Below are 18,578 nucleotides of genomic sequence, written 5' to 3' on the forward strand. Positions count from 1 at the left end.
CATCACTCACGCGGCATTGCTGGATCAGGGTTGCCCCCATTGTCCAATATTCCCCACTGCTGCCTCCCGTAGGAGTCTGGGCCGTATCTCAGTCCCAGTGTGGCTGATCATCCTCTCAGACCAGCTACCGATCGTCGGCTTGGTGAGCCATTACCTCACCAACTACCTAATCGGACGCGGGCCCCTCTTCTGGCGATAAATCTTTCCCCTCTCGGGAGCATCCGGTATTAGCCGCAGTTTCCCGCGGTTATCCCGAACCAAAAGGCAGGTTCCCACGTGTTACTCACCCGTCCGCCACTCTCACCAGGCCGAAGCCTGGATCCCGTTCGACTTGCATGTGTTAGGCATGCCGCCAGCGTTCGTTCTGAGCCAGGATCAAACTCTCAGGTTAATCTCGCCAATCAGGCCAAAGCCCAATCAACGTTAACCAATTGATCCGTCGCAAAACACGTCATCGTCTTACTGCATAGGGAAACCCAAACCACAAAAGCAGCCAGCCACTCTTATTGCTAAGATTGGGCAGCCACCCCATAGACCCAGGTCTCCATTCAGAAACACGCGACAGCTTCACTAAAATCCTCAAGCAACAAAGCCCAAAGACCCGCCGTCCGCGTATCCCTTCTTCGAATATCACAATGTCAAATAGCTGCTCGGCGCTTCCTTCCAAGGCGTACCTTGGTGTCTCCCGGGCTTGCACCCGGTGGCCGGTGGGCCGCGTCGAGGGAGCGGCTTATACCCCCCCTTTTCCGACGCTGTCAACGCCCGTCTTAATTATTTTCGTAACAATCCGCGAGAACGGCGGAAAGCGGCGGAAACACTAGGGAATCTGGGTACCTAGCTGTCCCGGAACAAGGCCGAATCCTGCGTCCGAACGCCGCGACCGGTCGATTTTCTTGCCGATCGGTCCATCTTTTTTGCTGCCTGGCAGCGGATATCCATTCCTGTGCCGCCCGCGAAACTCGTTAACAGGCTCGGCGGCGCCATTAACTATGCTGGTGGGGACTGCTCCCAAAATGGGCGTTAATCACATAATGTTTTGATCCACTTGGGGAATTCTTGGTTGACAAGACTCCCGACCCGGGGGCAAGGTCAGAATTGCTTTCATGTCTGAACCCTCGTTCTCCGGGGGAATCACCGTCATGGGTGATAGTCGGAGCCGGGAGTTCGCTGCGTAATCAACAAAAGTTCGGGTACCTGGTGACAGTTTTGCAAAAGCCGCACACGCATGTTTGGGGCACGCTTCGGCGCTATCTGACCTATACCACTGCCGGTATCGCCATTATGGGCGGCGTCGGCGCGTTCGAAGCGCATCGTCCTGCGAGTGTATCGCCGGCATTGGCGTCGGATCTCGTCGCCGCCTTCTCCGGCACCAATGCCGTGAGCCAGGGCTTTGCCAATCTCGGCACCTTGGGCAGCGACGAAACGCTGCCCGTCTGGGCACAACGCATTCCCACCGGTACCAACACATTCACCGTGGCCGCCGCCGAATCCGGCAGTGCGGCACCTGCCCCCTTCGTGGCAGCACCTGCTCTTACCACCTTGATGCCGGGCAGCGCCCTGGAGCCCACGCCCGACAGCGATATGGAGATGGAAACCGCGAGCACCGATCCGGTTCCCAGCGCAGCGCCCATCGAACCCGTTCTCTCAACGCCGCTTGAGGCTGTCGCCGCCGAGTTCGGCATGGGTGCCGGCCGTCGCGATTGGGATGCCGACGATTCGGTCGTGCGCGAAGCCAAGCGCGACGTGCAGAAGGTCATCGAAGTGCAGCGCGGCGACACGCTCTATGGCGTGCTGGTCGAAGCTGGTCTTTCCGAGACCGAAGCCAAGGATACGGTTGGCGCGCTCGCTGACGTTTTCTCGCCGCGCAACCTGAAGGCCGGTCAGGAAATCACGCTCAATCTCACCACCGGCGCCGGCGGTGTCGTCACGACGCCGCAGCCGCAATTGGTCAGCCTCAGCCTCGAACCCTCGGTCGAGCGCGACGTCACGGTTAGCCGCGATTCCAAAGGCGAACTGATCGCCGAGGCAGTCGACAAGCCGCTAACCGAAACCAGGGCGCGCGCTGCCGGTGTCATCACCTTCAGCCTCTATGACGCGGCGATGAAGGCCGGGTTGCCGAGCTCGGTGATTGCCGATGTGATCAAGGCTTATTCCTACGACGTCGACTTCCAGCGCGACATCCAGGAAGGCGACAGCTTCGAAGTCGTCTATGAACGGCTGGAGAATGCCGACGGCGAACTCGCCCGCACCGGCCAGATGCTCTATGCCGCCCTCAATACCAGCGGCATCACGCGCCAGATCTATTGGTTCGAGCATGATGGCGAAGGCGAGTTCTACAATTCGAAGGGCGAAGCGGTCCGCAAGACCCTGCTGGCAACGCCGGTCGATGGCGCCCGCATCACCTCCGGCTTCGGCGCGCGCAAGCATCCGATTCTCGGCTACACCAAGATGCACAAGGGCATGGATTTCGGTGCGCCGACCGGCACGCCGATCTACGCCGCCGGCAACGGCACGATCGTCGAGATGGGGCCGAAGGGCGCCTACGGCAATTATGTGCGTATCAAGCACAACGGCACCTACCAGACAGCCTATGCCCACACCAGCCGCTTCGCCAAGGGCCTGCACAAGGGCGACAAGGTCAAGCAGGGCCAAGTGATCGCCTATGTCGGCACCACCGGTCGTTCCACCGGCCCGCATCTTCACTTCGAAGTGCTGGTCGACGGCGTGCAGGTGAACCCGAAGAAGATCAAGTCGACCGGCAGCAGCAAGCTTGCCGGCAAGGATCTCAAGGCCTTCAAGGATCAGGTTGCCAGCATCGATGCCGACCGCCAGCGCATGCGTGGCGCGGTCGAGATCGCCGAGCGTCCCGACGCGGCGCCGGCTGATTGCGACGACGCGCAGGGCTGCCAGAACTAGCCTTATCGCTGGGTGAAGCAATGACAAAGGCGGCGGCGATCCCGGATCCCGCCGCCTTTTTCCTGCGCGCGGCTGATAAATGCACCTGATGACCTGATCCGACGTTTCGATTGGACGCAGGGCCGACAATCCTTAACATGCGGCACAATTCCACATACTGAGGCCGATTTCACATGAGTTTGCTGCTTTTACTTGCCCACCGCCTGCACAATGCCGGCCTGGTCGTGCTGGCTGTGGGCGTCCTGTCCCTCATCGCCCACATCTCCTCGCAGCCATTGCTGTTGGCCCCGTTTGCGCCGAGCATCCTGGTCATCCTGACCCAGCCGCGCAGCCCCGGTTCGGCCCCGAACGTCCTCATCGCCGCCTATGTCGTTGCGGCGGTGATTTCCGTGTTGCTGAAGGACGTCCTGCCCCCGGAATGGTGGGCGGTCGCTCTGACCACCGGCGGCGCCATGCTGGCCCTCGAGGCGCTCGACATCCTGCACCCGCCGGCAGTCGCCGTGCCCATCCTGGTGATGCTGGGAAATGGCGAGTTTCCCCTGCCTGCCTTCACCATCGGGGTCGTCGCCCTGGCCATCATGTCCCTGCTTGGCCGACGCCTGCCGCAATGGAAAGTGCAGACGGCAGCCAAGGCGCCGACGCCACAACCGGCCGAATAGCACCCATCCCGCAGCAAACAAAAGCCGCACGGCAGGTCACCCCGCCATGCGGCTTTTCCTTTGATGAACGCCGACTTTAAGCGGCAGCTTGCGACAGCTTGGCGCCGCCGATGGTGAGGCCGTCCTTGTCGGCGGAGACGGCGATCGTCTCACCCGACTTGAACTTGCCTTCGAGAATGAGCATCGCCAGCGGATTCTGCAGCTCGCGCTGGATGACGCGCTTCAAGGGCCTTGCGCCATAGACCGGATCGTAACCGGCTTCCGCCAGCCATTCCTTGGCCTTCTGGTCGAGTTCCAGTTCAAGCTTGCGTTCAGCCAGCAGCGCGTCGAGGCGCTTCAGCTGAATATCGACGATGCCCGTCATGTTCCGCCGGCTCAAGCGATGGAACAGAATGACTTCGTCCAAGCGGTTGAGGAATTCCGGCCGGAACGCCTGCCGCACCACGCCCATCACCTGATCCCGCGCCTTGTCGGAATCCTCGCCTTCGCCCAGCGCCACGAGAAACTCGCTGCCGAGATTCGAGGTAAGGATGATGATCGTGTTGCGGAAATCGACCGTGCGGCCCTGGCCGTCGGTCAGGCGACCGTCATCCAGCACCTGCAGCAGCACGTTGAAAACGTCCGGATGCGCCTTCTCAACCTCGTCGAACAGGATCACCTGATAGGGACGCCGGCGCACCGCTTCGGTCAACACGCCGCCTTCCTCATAGCCGACATAGCCCGGGGGCGCGCCGATGAGGCGCGACACCGCGTGCTTCTCCATGAATTCGGACATGTCGATCCTGACCATCGCCTGGTCGTCATCGAACAGGAATCCGGCCAGCGCCTTGCACAGCTCGGTCTTGCCGACGCCGGTCGGGCCCAACATCAGGAAGGAGCCGATCGGGCGGTTGGGGTCCTGGAGGCCCGCACGCGCGCGGCGCACGGCGTTGGAGACAGCCTTCACCGCCTCGTCCTGGCCGATGACGCGGGCCGAGATGGATTTTTCCATCGCCAGCAGCTTGTCGCGTTCGCCGGTCAGCATCTTGTCGACCGGAATGCCGGTCCAGCGCGAGACCACGCCGGCAATATCTTCCTCCTTCACCACCTCATTGAGCATGCGGTGTTCGGCCGCCTGCTCGGCTTCGGCGAGGCGCTTGGTGAGATCGGGAATGACCGAATAGGTGAGTTCGCCGGCACGGGCAAAATTGCCATTGCGCTGCGCCTGCTCGACTTCGCTCTTGGCCTGGTCGATGCGCTCCTTGAGCTTCTGCGCATCGTCGATCTTCTGCTTTTCCGCCTTCCACTGTGCGGTCAGCGTGCGCGACTTCGCCTCGAGCCCTTCGACCTCCTCAACGAGCTGCTGCAGGCGCTCTTTCGAGGCGGCATCGGTTTCCTTCTTCAGCGCCTCGCGCTCGACCTTGAGCTGGATGAGCTTGCGGTCGACCTCGTCGATCTCCTCAGGCTTCGATTCCACTTCCATGCGCAGGCGCGATGCGGCCTCATCGACGAGGTCGATCGCCTTGTCGGGCAGGAAGCGGTCGGTGATGTAGCGATTCGACAGCGTAGCCGCCGCCACGATCGCCGCGTCGGTGATGCGAACGCCGTGATGGAGCTCGTATTTCTCCTTGAGCCCGCGCAGGATCGAGATGGTATCCGTCACCGTGGGTTCGGAGACGAAGACCGATTGGAAGCGCCGCGCCAGCGCCGCGTCCTTTTCGATATATTTGCGGTATTCGTCGAGCGTGGTGGCGCCCACGCAATGCAGCTCGCCGCGCGCCAAGGCGGGTTTGAGCATGTTCGAGGCGTCCATCGCTCCTTCCGCCTTGCCCGCGCCAACCAGCGTATGCAGCTCGTCGATGAAAAGGATGATCTCGCCGGCCGCCGCCGCGATTTCCTGCAGCACGGCCTTCAAGCGCTCCTCGAACTCGCCGCGATATTTGGCACCGGCGATCAGGGCACCGAGATCGAGCGACATCAGCTTGCGGTTCTTGAGGCCTTCCGGCACGTCGCCATTGGCGATGCGGAGCGCCAGGCCCTCGATGATCGCCGTCTTGCCGACGCCGGGCTCGCCGATCAGCACCGGATTGTTCTTGGTCCGGCGCGAGAGGACCTGGATCGTGCGGCGAATCTCCTCGTCACGACCGATGACCGGATCGAGCTTGCCTTCGCGTGCCAGCTGCGTGAAGTCGCGGGCATATTTCTTCAAGGCGTCATAGCCCTCTTCGGCGCTGGCGCTGTCGGCCTTGCGGCCCTTGCGCAAATCGTTGATCGCCTGGTTGAGCTTTTGCGGAACGAGGCCGGCCTCTTTCAGGAGCTTGCCGGCCGGCGTCTCGCTGGCCATGGCGAGCGCGAGCAACAGGCGTTCGACCGTGACGAAACCGTCACCGGCCTTCTCGGCCACTTCTTCGGCCTGGGCGAGCAGGCGCGCCGTCTCCGGCGCCATGTAGACCTGACCGGCACCGCTGCCCTCAACGCGCGGCTGCTTGTCGAGTTCGCGTTCGACGCCGGAAAGCGCCCGCGCCGGGTCGGCGCCGGCAGCCTTCATCAGATTGGCCGCCATGCCCTCTTTGTCGTCGAGCAATGTCTTCAGGAGGTGTTCGGGTGTCAGCCGCTGATGGCCCGAGCGCAAGGCCAGGGTCTGGGCAGCCTGCAGGAAGCCGCGGGAACGCTCGGTGAATTTTTCCATATCCATCGTCTCAAGCCCTCTCTCGGCCGCGCCCTCTATGAGGCACACGGCCCTGGATGCCAGTCGGGGAAATGCAAGTCTCGGAAATCCTGTGCTTGAACGCCCCCGGGTTCAATAGGGGATATGGAAAAGGTTAACGCCAAAACAAGGGCCCAAAAGCGAAGGGCCGGGACGAAAATCGCCCGGCCCCCAGAAAATCGCCGATTAAATCGAGCATTCCGGCCTGCGCCAAAATGCCGCTCCGCAAATGCAGCCTATTCGCTGCCCTCGGCCACAGGTGCCGGCTCCGGCCCATCCTCGCCCTCGCCTTCCACAGCGCGCGGTCGACGCACGCGCTGCTGGCGCGGGCGCGGCGTACGGGCAGCACGGGGCGCCTCGGCCGGCGCTTCCGCCGCCGGCGGCAACAGATGCTCGGGATAATCCGGCTGCTCGTCGGCCACCACTGCCACAGGCGCTGGGACCGGGGCCGCGACGGGCTCTGGCTGGCGCTCGGTCACTGCCGGCTGATGGCTGTTGCCGCGATCGCGGAACTCGCCGCCCCGGCCATCATTCGGGCGGCCATCATTCGGGCGGCCATCATTCTGCCGGGCGTCGTTCTGGCGCCCATCATTCTGCCGATTGTCGTGCTGACGGTTGTCGCTCTGGCGGTTGTCGCGCTGGCCCTCATTCTGCCGACCATCATTCTGGCGGAACTCGCGCCGCTGACGATTGCGGTCGCGGTCGCGGTTTTGGCCCTGGCCTTGCTGCGGGCGCTGCTGGTAGTTGCCGCCCTCACCTTCGCCCTGCTGATCGCCATCCTGGCCATCTTCGCTATGGCCGTCGTCGCCTTGCGCATTGTTGCCCTGACCATTGCCGGCATTGCCGTTCTGGCCGTTGAAATTCTGCGCACCGCCGTTGCCTTGCTGCGGCCCCGGATTGCTGCCGCCATCGGTCATATTCGGCTGTGACGGTCCACCGCTATAGAGTGCGGCCGAGAGCCCCTGGCTCACATTCTGCACGTTGACGTCGGCCACCGAAATCTCGCGGCCGCCGACTCGCGGTCGCTGACCGTCGTTCATCGTCGTGATGACACGGTAATAGTGATCGGCATGCTGCAGAAAATTCTCGGCAGCGACACGGTCGCCGGCAACACCGGCATCGCGCGCCAATTGCAGGTACTTCTCCAGCACCTGATAGACATTGCCGCGCACCCTGGTATCGGATCCGCCGCCGTCGAAACTCTGACTCTTATTGGGCATGCCGCCATGCGGCTTGCGCGGACCACGATTGCGGCCGCGTCGGTTATTGTTGTTGCCTGGTCTCATGCGTCGATCATTCGCTTCTGTTGCGGCGTCGGCTTTTCCGCTCAATTCCGTGGTCCAACGGCCATCGAAAGACAGTCAACCGACTGCCGATGGCAGGTTCAGACTCCCCGGCTTAAACGTCCCGGAATGAACGTCCCGGAAAAAACGTGATGTGCGGAGGCCCGGTGGGGGCGGTTCGGCCCTCTGGCCGTCACCCAATTGCTCGCCCCGATGCCGCGCAAACCGTATCCGCTTCGTCCTTCAATTCCAACAACTTTTTTGCATCGGTGCCGATCTTCGACGATCTTTGGCGCATTTTTCCCGCTTGCGCCTAATCGTTTGAGAAAAGGCCTAAATTCAGGACTTTCGAAAGAGCAGGCAACGTTCCCTGTTGGCGAGGTCGAAAGCGCTGCCGGCGGGCGTCAAACCGGCCTGCGTCATCAAGGCGCGCACCGACTCGCCTTGGCCGAGACCGATCTCGAGCGCCACCAATCCATCCGGTGCCAGCAATCCGGCAATCTTCGGCGCCAATTGGCGATAAGCATCGAGCCCATCCGCGCCACCGTCGAGGGCCAGCAGCGGCTCATGGCGCGTCACTTCCGGCGCGAGGCCCGGAATATCGTCGCGCCGAATATAGGGTGGGTTGCTGACGATGAGGTCGAAACTGCCGGGATCTTCCGGTGTCAGAGCCGCACGCCAGCTGCCTTGCCGCCACGTCACGCGCGAGGCAAGGCCGAGCATGTCGGCATTGCGCTCAGCAATGGCAAGAGCAGCGGCGCTGAGATCGACACCCCAGCCGATCGCTGCCGGCAGTTCGGCCAGCAAGGTGAGCAGCAGGCATCCTGAGCCCACGCCGAAATCGAGCACCCGCAACGGCCGTTGCCGATCGACGATTTCCTCGAGCACCGCTTCGATCAGCGTTTCGCTGTCTGGGCGGGGATCGAGCACATCGCGCGTCACCAGGAAGGGTCGCGACCAGAATTCGCGCCGCCCCAGCAGATGCGACAGCGGCTCGCGCCCGACGCGCCTTGCCACCAGGGCGCGATAGGCGTCGGCCGCGTCCTGCGGCACGCTGCGTTCGGGAAAGCCGATCATGATGGTGGGCGGCACCTGCGCGGCGAGTCCGAGCAGCAGCCGCGCCTCGCGCGCCGGCGCCTCGATGCCGGCACCTTTAAGTGCCGTCATGCCTTCGCTGAGAAGATCGGCGATGCGTTGCCCGCTCATTCGACCTCGGCAAGCCGCTCGGCCTGATCATGCGCGATCAGCGCTTCGATGATTTCATCGAGCGCCTCGCCTTCGATAATGCGGTCGAGCTTGTAGAGCGTGAGGTTGATGCGGTGATCGGTGCAGCGGCCCTGCGGGAAATTGTAGGTACGGATGCGTTCCGAGCGATCGCCGGACCCCACCTGGCTCTTGCGGTTGGCGGAACGTTCGGCATCGAGCTTGGAGCGTTCGAGGTCATAGAGCCGCGCACGCAGCACTTTGAGCGCCTTGGCCTTGTTCTTGTGCTGTGACTTTTCGTCCTGCTGCTGTACGACAAGACCTGTCGGCAAATGGGTGATGCGCACGGCGCTGTCGGTCGTGTTGACCGACTGGCCGCCCGGACCGCTTGAGCGGAACACGTCGATCCGGAGGTCCTTCTCGTCGATCTTGATATCGACTTCCTCGGCCTCCGGCAGGACAGCCACGGTTGCGGCCGAGGTGTGGATGCGCCCCGAGGCTTCCGTTTCCGGCACGCGCTGCACGCGGTGGGCACCCGATTCGAATTTCAGCCGCTCGAACACGTTGCGCCCGGTGATCGAGGCGGTGGCATCGCGATAGCCGCCCAATCCCGTCTCGCTGATTTCCATCGGCTCGAAACGCCAGCCTTTCAAGGCGGCGTAGCGCGCATACATGCGGAACAGCATGGCGGCAAAGAGTGCCGCTTCCTCGCCGCCGGTGCCGGCGCGCACTTCGAGGATGGCGTTGCGGGCATCGGCCTCGTCCTTGGGCAGCAGCGAGACCTTCACCTTCTGCTCAAGTTCCGGCAGGCGGCGCTTCAATTCGCCGAGTTCATCTTCCGCCAGCGACTTCATCTCCGCATCGGCGGCAGGATCAGCCACCATCGCCGTCAGGTCGGCGATCTCGCGGTCGGTCTTCTGCAATTCGGTGATGGTCTCGACGATGGGGCCGAGGTCGGAATATTCCTTGGAGAGACGCGCAAATTCCTGCGCGTCCTTCTGCCCACCCGTGGCCAGCAGTGCCGATAATTCCTCATGACGCTTGACCACCCGGCCGAGCTTATCGCGAAACGACATCTTTTCTTGGTCTCTTTCTCTACGTCTCTTCTGAAAGGCCCCTCACCCCAACCCCCTCTCCCCAATGGGGCGAGGGGCTTGAGGTCGAACTCGATCGAACCTCCCTCGCCCCACGAAGTGGGGAGAGGGTCGGGGTGAGGGGTCCCTCCTCGTCTCCTATTCCTCATCCAGCCCGAACAGCCGCCGGGCGGCGGTGTCGAGCGACGTATCCGGTTGTTCCTGCTTCAATGCCGTGCTCGGCCGGTGCAGCAGGCGGCCAATGAGCCGACGCGTGAGCTCGGGCCCATCCATCTGCGGATTCTCGGCGAGCAGCGCCAGCCGCTCCGCCTCGAAATGCGCCCGCAGCGCCGCCACGGTATCCGCCGCCCCACGCTCTTCCTGGGCACGCTGGAACTGGGCCAGTTCCGCATCGATGACCGTATAGGCCGCCGCTTGCGCCTCAGCCCGTTCCTTGCGCCCGGTCATCGCCAACCGTTCGAGATCGTCGAAACCATAGCGGAAGGCATCGTCGATCTTGTCGATGGCGGGATCGATATCGCCCGGCACCGCGAGATCGAGCAGCAGCATCGGCCGACGGCGGCGCTTCTTCAACGCGGTTTCGATCATCGGCGCCGTGATGACGTAAGAAAGGCTGTCCTGCGCCGCGACGACAATATCCGCCTCCGCCAGCATGTCGGCCAACTGATCCGGCGTCGTCGCATGGGCCTGGCGCCGATTGGCCAGTTCCCGCGCCCGCGCGGCAATCGGATGCACCACCGACCAGCGCTTGATGCCGGCTTCGCTCAATTGATCGGCCACCAATTCGCCGAGATCGCCATCGCCGATGAGAAGGGCCGCGCATTTGTCGAGCTTGCCATGCACCTGCCGCCCGACCTTGACGACGCAGGCCGCCATGGAAACCGATTGCGCGGCGATGTCCGTCTCGCTGCGCACCCGCTTGGCCGCCGCCAGGGCCGCCTGCAGCACGGCATCCAGCGTCGTCCCTGACATGCCGGAGCGCGCCGTCAGCCGATAGGCGTCCTTGACCTGGCCCAGCACCTGCGGCTCGCCGATCACCTGGCTCTCCAGCGAGGCCGCCACGGCAAAGGCATAGCGCAAAGCGGCATCGTCCGTCAGTGCATGCAGTTGCGGCGCGATCGCCGCCACTTCCTGTCCGGCAGCCTCGGCGATCAGCGCCGTGATGTCACGCGTCGCCCGCGCCGCATCATCGACCGCCGCCCAGACTTCGCAGCGATCGCAGGTGGCAAGGACCATGGCCTGGTCAAGGCCGACCTCGCGGCAGCGCGACAGCAGCCGCAGGGCGTCGGATTCGTCGCCCTGCAGATGCTCGCGCAGCAGGATGGGTGCCCGTTTATGTTCGGCACCGACCACCAGGAATGTGCGCGGCGCTATCCCAAGCAGATCACCGATAGGCGGCGAGCGCCGCCTCCAGATCATCGAAGCGGACATTCATCTGTTCGCCGCTGTCGAGCAGCTTCAGCGAAACCTCGCCCTTGGCCAATTCGTCGTCGCCCAGAATGAGGGCGACGACGGCTTCGATCTTGTTGGCGCGCTTCATGCGCTTGCCCATATTGCCGCTATAGCCCAGATCGACCATGAAGTCCTTCGCGCGCAGCTCTCCGGCAAGCTGCGCCGCCTTGCGTTCGGCGGCCTCGCCCAGCGGCACGATGGCGATGGGGCGCAGGGCCGGCGGCGTTTCCTTGAGCAGCATGGAGCAACGCTCGACACCGCTCGCCCAGCCCACGCCGGCGGTTTCCGGTCCGCCCATGATGCCGACGAGGCCGTCATAGCGCCCACCGGCCAGCACGGTCTTCTGCGCACCGAGATCGGCGCAGGTGATCTCGAAGCAGGTGTGGCAGTAGTAATCGAGACCGCGCACCAGGCGCGGATTGACCCGGTAGGCGATGCCCAGCGTATCGAGGCCGGCCTTCACCTCGGCGAAGAAAGCCTTGGCTTCCGGCGTCAGATAATCCGTATAGACCGGGGCCTCGGCCACGATCTTCTGGTCGCCTTCATCCTTGCTGTCGAGCACGCGCAGCGGATTCTTCTCCAGCCGCTCAAGGCTTTCCTTCGACAGCCGGTCGCGGAACCCGTCGAGATACTGCACCAGCACCTGGCGATAGGCCTGGCGGCTCGCCGCGTCGCCCAGCGTGTTGAGTTCCAGCTCGCAGCGGTCCCAGGCGCCGATGCGGCGCAGGAATTCGACGCCGATGGCGATGACCTCGACATCGCCGGCCGGTTCCTTGACGCCGAGCAGTTCGACGCCGGTCTGGTGGAACTGGCGCATGCGCCCCTTCTGCGGCCGCTCATAGCGGAACATCGGGCCGACATAGAAATATTTGAGCGGCAGATGCTGCGTGAGCCCGCCCGAGATCAGCGCGCGCGCAACGCCCGCCGTGCCTTCCGGCCGCAGGGTCAGCGTCTCGCCGCCCTTGTCGGTGAAGGTATACATTTCCTTGGTGACGACGTCGGACGTATCGCCCAGCGTGCGCTTGAACACTTCGGTGAATTCGAAGATCGGCGTTGCGACTTCGTGATAGCCGAAACACAAAGCGGCGCGGCGCGCTGTATCCGCCACCTGGCGGAAGCGTCGCATATCTTCGGGCAACAGATCGTGGGTGCCGCGCACCGGCTGCAAGGCTGACATTTCTGAGGTGTTCCGGATGGTCTGGTCGTAGGACGGTTTGATCGGGGAGATCGGCGAAGGTTGGCAGCTGTTTGAAAGTGGCCCGCTACTCGGCGGCTTCCGCCTTCTTGGCTTCCTCGATCGCCGCGGCCTTCTGCTCGATGAGCTCGGCCATATGCTCGACGATGTCCTGATCCTTCAAGCGATGGTGCTGGTTGCCGGCGATATAGACCATATGCGTGTTGTTGCCGCCGCCGGTGAAACCGATATCGGTCTCGCGCGCTTCACCGGGGCCGTTGACGACGCAGCCGATGATGCTGACCGACATCGCCGTCGTGATGTGGGCGACACGCTTCTCCAGCGCCTCGACCGTCTTGATGACGTCGAAATTCTGCCGCGCGCAGGAGGGGCACGAGATGATGTTGACGCCGCGGTGGCGCAAATTCAGCGACTTCAGGATGTCGAAGCCGACCTTCACCTCTTCGACCGGATCGGCCGAGAGCGAGACGCGGACCGTGTCGCCGATGCCGGCCCAGAGCAGCGAACCGAGGCCGATCGAGGATTTGACCGTGCCGATGCGAGTTCCGCCGGCTTCGGTGATGCCGATATGGAGCGGATAGTCGCAGGCATCGGCGAGGCCCTGATAGGCCGCGACCGCCAGGAACACGTCAGAGGCTTTGACGCTGATCTTGAATTCGCGAAAATCATGGTCTTCCAGGATGCGGGCATGGTTGAGGCCGCTCTCGACCATCGCTTCCGGGCAAGGTTCGCCATAGCGCTCCAGCAGCTCGCGCTCGAGCGAGCCCGCATTGACGCCGATGCGCATCGAGCAGCCATGATCCTTGGCGGCCTTCACCACTTCGCGCACGCGGTCGGCGCTGCCGATATTGCCGGGATTGATGCGCAGGCACGCAGCCCCCGCTTCGGCCGCTTCGATGCCGCGCTTATAGTGGAAATGTATGTCGGCGACGATCGGCACCGAGACCTGTTTGACGATCTCTTTCAGCGCCTTGGTCGACTCTTCATCGGGGCAGGAAACGCGCACGATGTCGGCACCCGCCGCCGCCGCGGCGTTGACCTGCGCGACGGTGCCCGCGATATCGGTCGTCAGCGTGTTGGTCATGGTCTGTACGCTGATCGGCGCGTCGCCGCCGACCAGGACGTTGCCGACCCGGATCTGGCGGGATTTGCGGCGCTGGATATCGCGATAGGGCCGGACGCTCATGGTTCGATGTCGCTCACAATTGGCTAAGGGGCTTGGCTCCGGGGGCTTTACCCGCCGGTGTCACTTCCTCCAGGCAACCCTGGTGGCTGATTTGGCCTGAACATGCGCTGCCCGGGGCAAAAGATCAAGCCCCGGCGCCAGCTTAGCGCATCTGTCGCGGACCAAAATAGCCCGCGAATTCAGAGGTTTATTGGACACCCAGAGAGGCCGCGTCGAGCTTGACGCCGCGTTTGACGACGCCGACCGAGCCCAGGGCCGGCCGCGCCTTGCCATTGACCTCGATCGTCACCCCACCGGCATTGCCGGTGTTCATGGTGAGACCCGGCTGGTCCGGCACCGCGAAAGTCTCGCCCGCGCGCAGGATCCGCTGCAGCACAACTTCCTGTTTGGCATCGAAGATCTCGACCCAGGAATCCTTGGTGGCCCGCAGGACGATGCGCTTGCCGGAGGGGGCCGCCGCAACTTCGGCTTCGGCCGCCGGCGCCACCGCTGTTTCGGCAGCCGGCACGGCGGCGGTCTGCGTCTGCGTCGTCGCCGGCTGGGCGGTCGGAATCTCAGCCGCCGGGGCGGGCTCGGCGGTGGACGCCGCGACCGCTTCCGAAACCGGCTGCGGTTCCGGCGTCGCATCCGGCACGCTGGCCTCTTCTTCAGTCTCGGCTGGGGCAGCGGGTGCCGCATCGGCTGCCGCAGGTGCAGGCGTCGGGACCGCTGCGGGAATTTCTGCTGCCGGTGCAGCCGCCGTGCTGACGGCAGGTGCCGGCGCCGCTGGAGTTGGGGCCTGCGACGCCTGGGCGCTGGTGGGTGTCCCGCCGGTATCGCTGGCCGGCACTTGCGCGCCAGATTGCCCCTCTTCAGCCGGCGGCACGGTCTCAGTCGCACCGTCGCTGGTCTGTTTCTTCATGAATTCAGGTACTTGGTCGATAAGATCGATGCCTGTCCCACCCGGCTGCGAGGCCACATACCAGCCGCCATAGAGAGCGCCGGCGACCAGAAGGCAGACGATCAAGACGATTCCGCCCGGGAAATGCTTGTGCTCGACCTGGTCGACCGGCCAGATCAGCTGGTTCTGACGCGACCGGCGCGCAAGTTCGTCGCGGTAGTCGCCGACGACGCTGTTGCCGTCGAGGCCCAGGTAATCGGCATAAGCGCGCACGAATCCCACGGCATAGGCGGTGCCCGGCAGGTCCTGCAGGCGCCCTTCTTCGATGGCGGAGATATAGACGGCGCGAATGCGGAGCTGGCGCGCCACGGTGGCCACATCCCGGCCTAGCTCTTCGCGGCGGCGGCGCAAGAGGGCGGCGACGCCATCCTCGTTGCGATCATCAATAAACTCGTTCGGCTCGACGCCGAACATTCCCACTTTACGACTGGCCATTAGCGATCCTGGTTACCGCCCTCAGCACCGTGGCCAGCATAAAAAGGCCACGCCGAGTCAACTAGTTATATATATTCGTCCAGATTTAATCGCAATCGCCTTTAACATTCCGGCCGCAGTCAGATGGCCGAAAACACACACGAAGGTACGATTGCCGGCCTAGATCGCCACCCCGTGATCCAGGGCGAAGGCGCGGAGCGAACTGCGCATATCCTGCCCACGCTGGGCACCCAGGGCCGCCACATGGGCCTGCAACTGCCCGAGATCGAGGCTGCGAATCATCGCCCGCAATGGTCCGATTGCCGGCGGCGCCATGGAAAACGTCCGCAGCCCCAAGGCGAGGAGCGCCATCGCGTCGATCGGGTCGCCAGCGATCTCGCCGCACACGCTGATCGACTTGCCATGCCGCGCGCCTGCATCGATGACGCCACCGATCAGGCGCTGGAAGGCAGGCGACAGCGGATCGTAGCGACCCTGCAATTGCGCGTTGCCACGATCGGCCGCGAAGACGAATTGCGCGAGGTCGTTGCTGCCGATGGAAAGAAAATCGACGCGTGCCAGAATTTCATCGAGCTGCCAGTAGAGTGCCGGCACTTCGAACATCGCACCGACGCGCACCGCTTCCGGCAGCGCGCTGCCCTTCTCCTCGGCACGCTGCAATTCGAGATCGAGAATTTCCTTGGCGTCGTCGAACTCCTCGACCAGCGACACCATCGGGAACATCACATGCAGCGTGCGACCGGCGGCCGCCAGGATCATCGCGCGCAATTGCTGGCGCAGCATGGCGGGCCGGTCGAGCGAGATCCGGAGCGCGCGCCAGCCCATCGCCGGATTCTCTTCGGCATCGCGATGCCAATAAGGCAGCACCTTATCCGATCCGATATCGAGCGTGCGGAAAACGACCGGCCTGCCGTCGGCAACGTCGAGCACGCGTGCATAGACGTCGCGCTGGCGCGCCACGTCGGGGAAGGAATGCGCCACCATGAAGGTCACTTCGGTGCGATAGAGGCCGATGCCGGCGGCACCCGTGGCGGCAAGCTGCGGCACGTCGATGAGGAGGCCCGCATTGATCATCAATTGAATGCCGACGCCATCCTTGGTGACGGTCGGCAGGTCGCGATTGGCGGCATAGCTTTCCTGGCGCGCCAACAGCGCATGCATGCTGATGGCAAAGGTCTGCAGGATGTCTTCGGAAGGACGCAGGAAAACCTGCTCGTTCTCGCAGTCGAGCACCAGTGAATCGCCCGCCTGCACCTTGCCCATCAGGCCCACGCAATGGCCGAGCAGCGGGATGTCGAGGGCACGGGCGACGATGGCGACATGCGAACTGGCCGTGCCCTCCTCCAGCACCACGCCCTTGAGGCGCTTGCGGTCGTAATCGAGCAGTTCCGCCGGCCCCATGTTGCGCGCGACCAGGATCGCATTGTCGGGGAGGTCGCGCGCCTCCGGCAGTTCCTGGATACCCAGCAGATGCCGCAGCAGGCGGTTGTTGAGATCATCGAGATCGGACAGGCGCTCGCGCAAGTAAGGGTCCTGGATGTCGCGCATGCGCGCGCGCATATCGTTCTGTACCTTCTGCACCGCGGCTTCCGCGGTGAGGCCGGTCTCGATCGCCTCAATGATGCGGTTGGCCCAGCCGCGATCCTCGGCCAGCATACGATAGGTTTCCAGCACTTCGCGATGCTCGCCGCCGCCGGCGCCGTCTTCTTCGGTCAGCAGCTCGTCGAGCGCCAGCTTCATCGAGGTGAAGGCATCGTCCAGTCGCTCGATTTCCTTCAAGGGTTCTTCGGCCACCAATTGCGTCAGCGTGATGTCCGGCTGGTGCAGCACCGCAACGCCCAGCGCCAGGCCCGGGGCCAGCGCCTGTGCATCCATGCGTTCGGGGAGAACGCCGATGCCGGTGACGGGGGTGAGCTCCTCGCGCCCGATCAGTTCGCCGCCGGCGACGAGCTCCGCCACCACCATGGCGACGGTCTCCATCGTCTCGACTTCTTCTTCCGTATAGTGGCGCCGCGTCTTGTTCTGCACCACGAGCACGCCGAGCACGCGGCCCGAGCGCAACACCGGCACACCCATGAAGGATTGATAGAGTTCCTCGCCCGTTTCCGGCCGATAGGCGAATTGCGGATGATGCTGCGCATCGGCCAAGGCCAGCGGCCGCGCATGGCTGGCGATGTCGCCGACCAGGCCTTCGCCGACGCGCAAGCGCGTCAGATGGACAGCTTCGGCTTTCAGGCCTTCGGTCGCAAAGAGTTCCAGCACTTCGCCGGCGCGCAGCACATAGACCGAGCAGACTTCGGCCACCATGGCCCCGGCGATGGTGCGCACCACCTCGTCCAGCCGGGCTTGCGCCGGCAGGTTGCGCGCCATCGTGGTCCGGATGCGTTTCAGCAACAGCCGCGCGCCCGTCAGATCACCACCCGAGGCGCCGCCCTGCTGTGTCATGCCAGCTTATCCCTGCAGGTGTCGCTGGTCGGCGGACGCCGACACATGTCTTCGGTCGGCCAGGGCCGCCAGCGCACCCTCGATGAAGTCGCGGATGATATCGGCCGTCGGCTCTTCCCTGGTCACCATGCCGACCGATTGCCCAGCCATGACCGAGCCCGTTTCGACATCGCCGTCGATCACGGCACGGCGCAGCGCACCGGCCCAGAAATGCTCGATCTCGAGCTGCGCCGCCTTCTGGTCGAGCTCGCCGGCATTGAACCGGTCGATCACCTGGCGCTGCATTTCCATGAACTTCCGGGTGCCGTCATTGGCGAGGGCCCGCACAGGAATGACCGGGAACCTGGGATCGATCTGCGTCGACGGCACCGCATCGCGCGCCGCCCCGCGGATGAAGGCCTGCTTGAATTTGGGATGTGCGATCGATTCCGTGGCACAGACGAAGCGCGTGCCGAGCTGCACGCCCGCGGCTCCCATCTCGAGATAGCCCAGCATCGCCTGGCCGCGGCCGATGCCGCCCGCGACGAACACCGGCACGTCGGTAATGACCGGCAGGATCTCCTGCGCAAGGACCGAGGTGGAGACCGGGCCGATATGGCCACCCGCTTCCATGCCCTCGATGACGATGGCGTCGGCGCCGGACTTCACCAGCTTCTTGGCGATCGCCACGGCCGGCGCGAAACACACGGCCTTGGCACCGCCGTCCTTGATCTTCTTCAAGGCGCCGCCCGGCGGCAGGCCGCCTGCCAGCACGATATGCGACATCTTGAGGTCGAGGCAGACATCGATCAGCTGGTCCAGCTGCGGATGCAGCGTGATGAGGTTGACGCCGAAGGGCGCGTCGGTCTTTGCGCGCGTGGCCTTCAGTTCCGCTTCCAGGATATGGGGCGGCATCGAACCTGAGGCGATGACGCCAAAGCCGCCGGCATTGGATATGGCCGAGACGAGATTGCGCTCCGAGACCCAGGTCATCGCGCCGCCCATGATGGCATAGCGTGTGCCGAGGAAATCACGGCCACGCTGCCACAGCGCGTCGAGGTGAGCGATCGCGTGGGCTCGGTCCATGTGCGGTGGCTCCTGCTAA

The 18,578-nt window shown here is 64.0% G+C and carries 12 protein-coding genes and 1 rRNA gene; 2 read left to right on the forward strand and 11 right to left on the reverse strand.

The window, feature by feature from the left end; all coding sequences use genetic code 11:
* Positions 1 to 391, reverse strand: a 16S ribosomal RNA gene (locus tag ACE3OA_RS13905); the annotation flags it as partial.
* A gap of 806 nt (positions 392 to 1,197) precedes the next feature.
* Here ACE3OA_RS13905 and ACE3OA_RS13910 point away from each other — a divergent pair.
* Together ACE3OA_RS13910 and ACE3OA_RS13915 are read left to right on the forward strand one after the other, a co-directional pair.
* Positions 1,198 to 2,916, forward strand: coding sequence for a peptidoglycan DD-metalloendopeptidase family protein (locus ACE3OA_RS13910; protein WP_374311657.1), 1,719 nt, complete (start codon positions 1,198 to 1,200; stop codon positions 2,914 to 2,916).
* A gap of 173 nt (positions 2,917 to 3,089) precedes the next feature.
* Positions 3,090 to 3,575, forward strand: a complete 486-nt coding sequence (locus ACE3OA_RS13915) for an HPP family protein (RefSeq protein WP_374311659.1) — start codon at positions 3,090 to 3,092, stop codon at positions 3,573 to 3,575.
* A gap of 76 nt (positions 3,576 to 3,651) precedes the next feature.
* Here the strand turns inward: ACE3OA_RS13915 and clpB are convergent, their stop codons facing one another.
* The 10 genes from clpB to ACE3OA_RS13965 all read right to left on the reverse strand — a co-directional run bounded on the left by clpB (position 3,652) and on the right by ACE3OA_RS13965 (position 18,559).
* Positions 3,652 to 6,249, reverse strand: a complete 2,598-nt coding sequence (gene clpB / locus ACE3OA_RS13920) for an ATP-dependent chaperone ClpB (RefSeq protein ID WP_374311661.1) — start codon at positions 6,247 to 6,249, stop codon at positions 3,652 to 3,654.
* A 248-nt stretch (positions 6,250 to 6,497) separates the two neighbouring features.
* A complete protein-coding gene (locus tag ACE3OA_RS13925) occupies positions 6,498 to 7,547 on the reverse strand; it encodes a DUF4167 domain-containing protein (protein ID WP_374311663.1) in 1,050 nt (349 codons plus the stop codon).
* A 336-nt stretch (positions 7,548 to 7,883) separates the two neighbouring features.
* Positions 7,884 to 8,750: a peptide chain release factor N(5)-glutamine methyltransferase gene (gene prmC, locus ACE3OA_RS13930; RefSeq protein WP_374311665.1), complete on the reverse strand. Its 867-nt coding sequence runs from the start codon at positions 8,748 to 8,750 to the stop codon at positions 7,884 to 7,886.
* Positions 8,747 to 9,823 carry a peptide chain release factor 1 gene (prfA, locus tag ACE3OA_RS13935; protein ID WP_374311667.1) on the reverse strand — a complete coding sequence of 359 codons (1,077 nt, stop codon included), beginning with the start codon at positions 9,821 to 9,823 and terminating at the stop codon, positions 8,747 to 8,749. The genes prmC and prfA overlap by 4 nt, the downstream gene beginning before the upstream one ends.
* 156 nt (positions 9,824 to 9,979) lie before the next feature.
* Complete coding sequence (hemA, locus tag ACE3OA_RS13940; protein WP_374311669.1) at positions 9,980 to 11,272, reverse strand: glutamyl-tRNA reductase; 1,293 nt, start codon at positions 11,270 to 11,272, stop codon at positions 9,980 to 9,982.
* Positions 11,226 to 12,470 (reverse strand): histidine--tRNA ligase, encoded by a 1,245-nt coding sequence (gene hisS, locus ACE3OA_RS13945; protein WP_374311671.1) that lies wholly within the window; start codon positions 12,468 to 12,470, stop codon positions 11,226 to 11,228. The genes hemA and hisS overlap by 47 nt, the downstream gene beginning before the upstream one ends.
* Before the next feature lie 85 nt (positions 12,471 to 12,555).
* Entirely contained in the window at positions 12,556 to 13,674 is a 1,119-nt protein-coding gene (gene ispG / locus ACE3OA_RS13950) for a flavodoxin-dependent (E)-4-hydroxy-3-methylbut-2-enyl-diphosphate synthase (protein WP_374311673.1), read from the reverse strand.
* A 187-nt stretch (positions 13,675 to 13,861) separates the two neighbouring features.
* Positions 13,862 to 15,049, reverse strand: a complete 1,188-nt coding sequence (locus ACE3OA_RS13955) for a RodZ domain-containing protein (RefSeq protein ID WP_374311675.1) — start codon at positions 15,047 to 15,049, stop codon at positions 13,862 to 13,864.
* Positions 15,050 to 15,208: 159 nt separating this feature from the next.
* Positions 15,209 to 17,494, reverse strand: a complete 2,286-nt coding sequence (gene ptsP, locus ACE3OA_RS13960; protein ID WP_374311677.1) for a phosphoenolpyruvate--protein phosphotransferase — start codon at positions 17,492 to 17,494, stop codon at positions 15,209 to 15,211.
* A gap of 6 nt (positions 17,495 to 17,500) precedes the next feature.
* Positions 17,501 to 18,559, reverse strand: coding sequence for an NAD(P)H-dependent flavin oxidoreductase (locus tag ACE3OA_RS13965; RefSeq protein ID WP_374311679.1), 1,059 nt, complete (start codon positions 18,557 to 18,559; stop codon positions 17,501 to 17,503).
* Positions 18,560 to 18,578 lie beyond the last annotated feature (19 nt).

This window comes from Dongia sp., assembly GCF_041906375.1.
In the GTDB taxonomy this organism is placed as follows: Bacteria; Pseudomonadota; Alphaproteobacteria; order Dongiales; family Dongiaceae; genus Dongia.

What these genes read in the sequence shown, in the direction of transcription:
- prmC (WP_374311665.1), bottom strand. Translation starts at nt 8,750, where the DNA reads ATGAGCGGGCAACGCATCGCCGATCTTCTCAGCGAAGGCATGACGGCA.
- ispG (WP_374311673.1), bottom strand. Translation starts at nt 13,674, where the DNA reads ATGAGCGTCCGGCCCTATCGCGATATCCAGCGCCGCAAATCCCGCCAG.
- ACE3OA_RS13915 (WP_374311659.1), top strand. Translation starts at nt 3,090, where the DNA reads ATGAGTTTGCTGCTTTTACTTGCCCACCGCCTGCACAATGCCGGCCTG.
- ACE3OA_RS13965 (WP_374311679.1), bottom strand. Translation starts at nt 18,559, where the DNA reads ATGGACCGAGCCCACGCGATCGCTCACCTCGACGCGCTGTGGCAGCGT.
- ACE3OA_RS13955 (WP_374311675.1), bottom strand. Translation starts at nt 15,049, where the DNA reads ATGGCCAGTCGTAAAGTGGGAATGTTCGGCGTCGAGCCGAACGAGTTT.
- hemA (WP_374311669.1), bottom strand. Translation starts at nt 11,272, where the DNA reads ATGTCCGCTTCGATGATCTGGAGGCGGCGCTCGCCGCCTATCGGTGAT.
- ptsP (WP_374311677.1), bottom strand. Translation starts at nt 17,494, where the DNA reads ATGACACAGCAGGGCGGCGCCTCGGGTGGTGATCTGACGGGCGCGCGG.
- ACE3OA_RS13925 (WP_374311663.1), bottom strand. Translation starts at nt 7,547, where the DNA reads ATGAGACCAGGCAACAACAATAACCGACGCGGCCGCAATCGTGGTCCG.
- clpB (WP_374311661.1), bottom strand. Translation starts at nt 6,249, where the DNA reads ATGGATATGGAAAAATTCACCGAGCGTTCCCGCGGCTTCCTGCAGGCT.
- prfA (WP_374311667.1), bottom strand. Translation starts at nt 9,823, where the DNA reads ATGTCGTTTCGCGATAAGCTCGGCCGGGTGGTCAAGCGTCATGAGGAA.
- hisS (WP_374311671.1), bottom strand. Translation starts at nt 12,470, where the DNA reads ATGTCAGCCTTGCAGCCGGTGCGCGGCACCCACGATCTGTTGCCCGAA.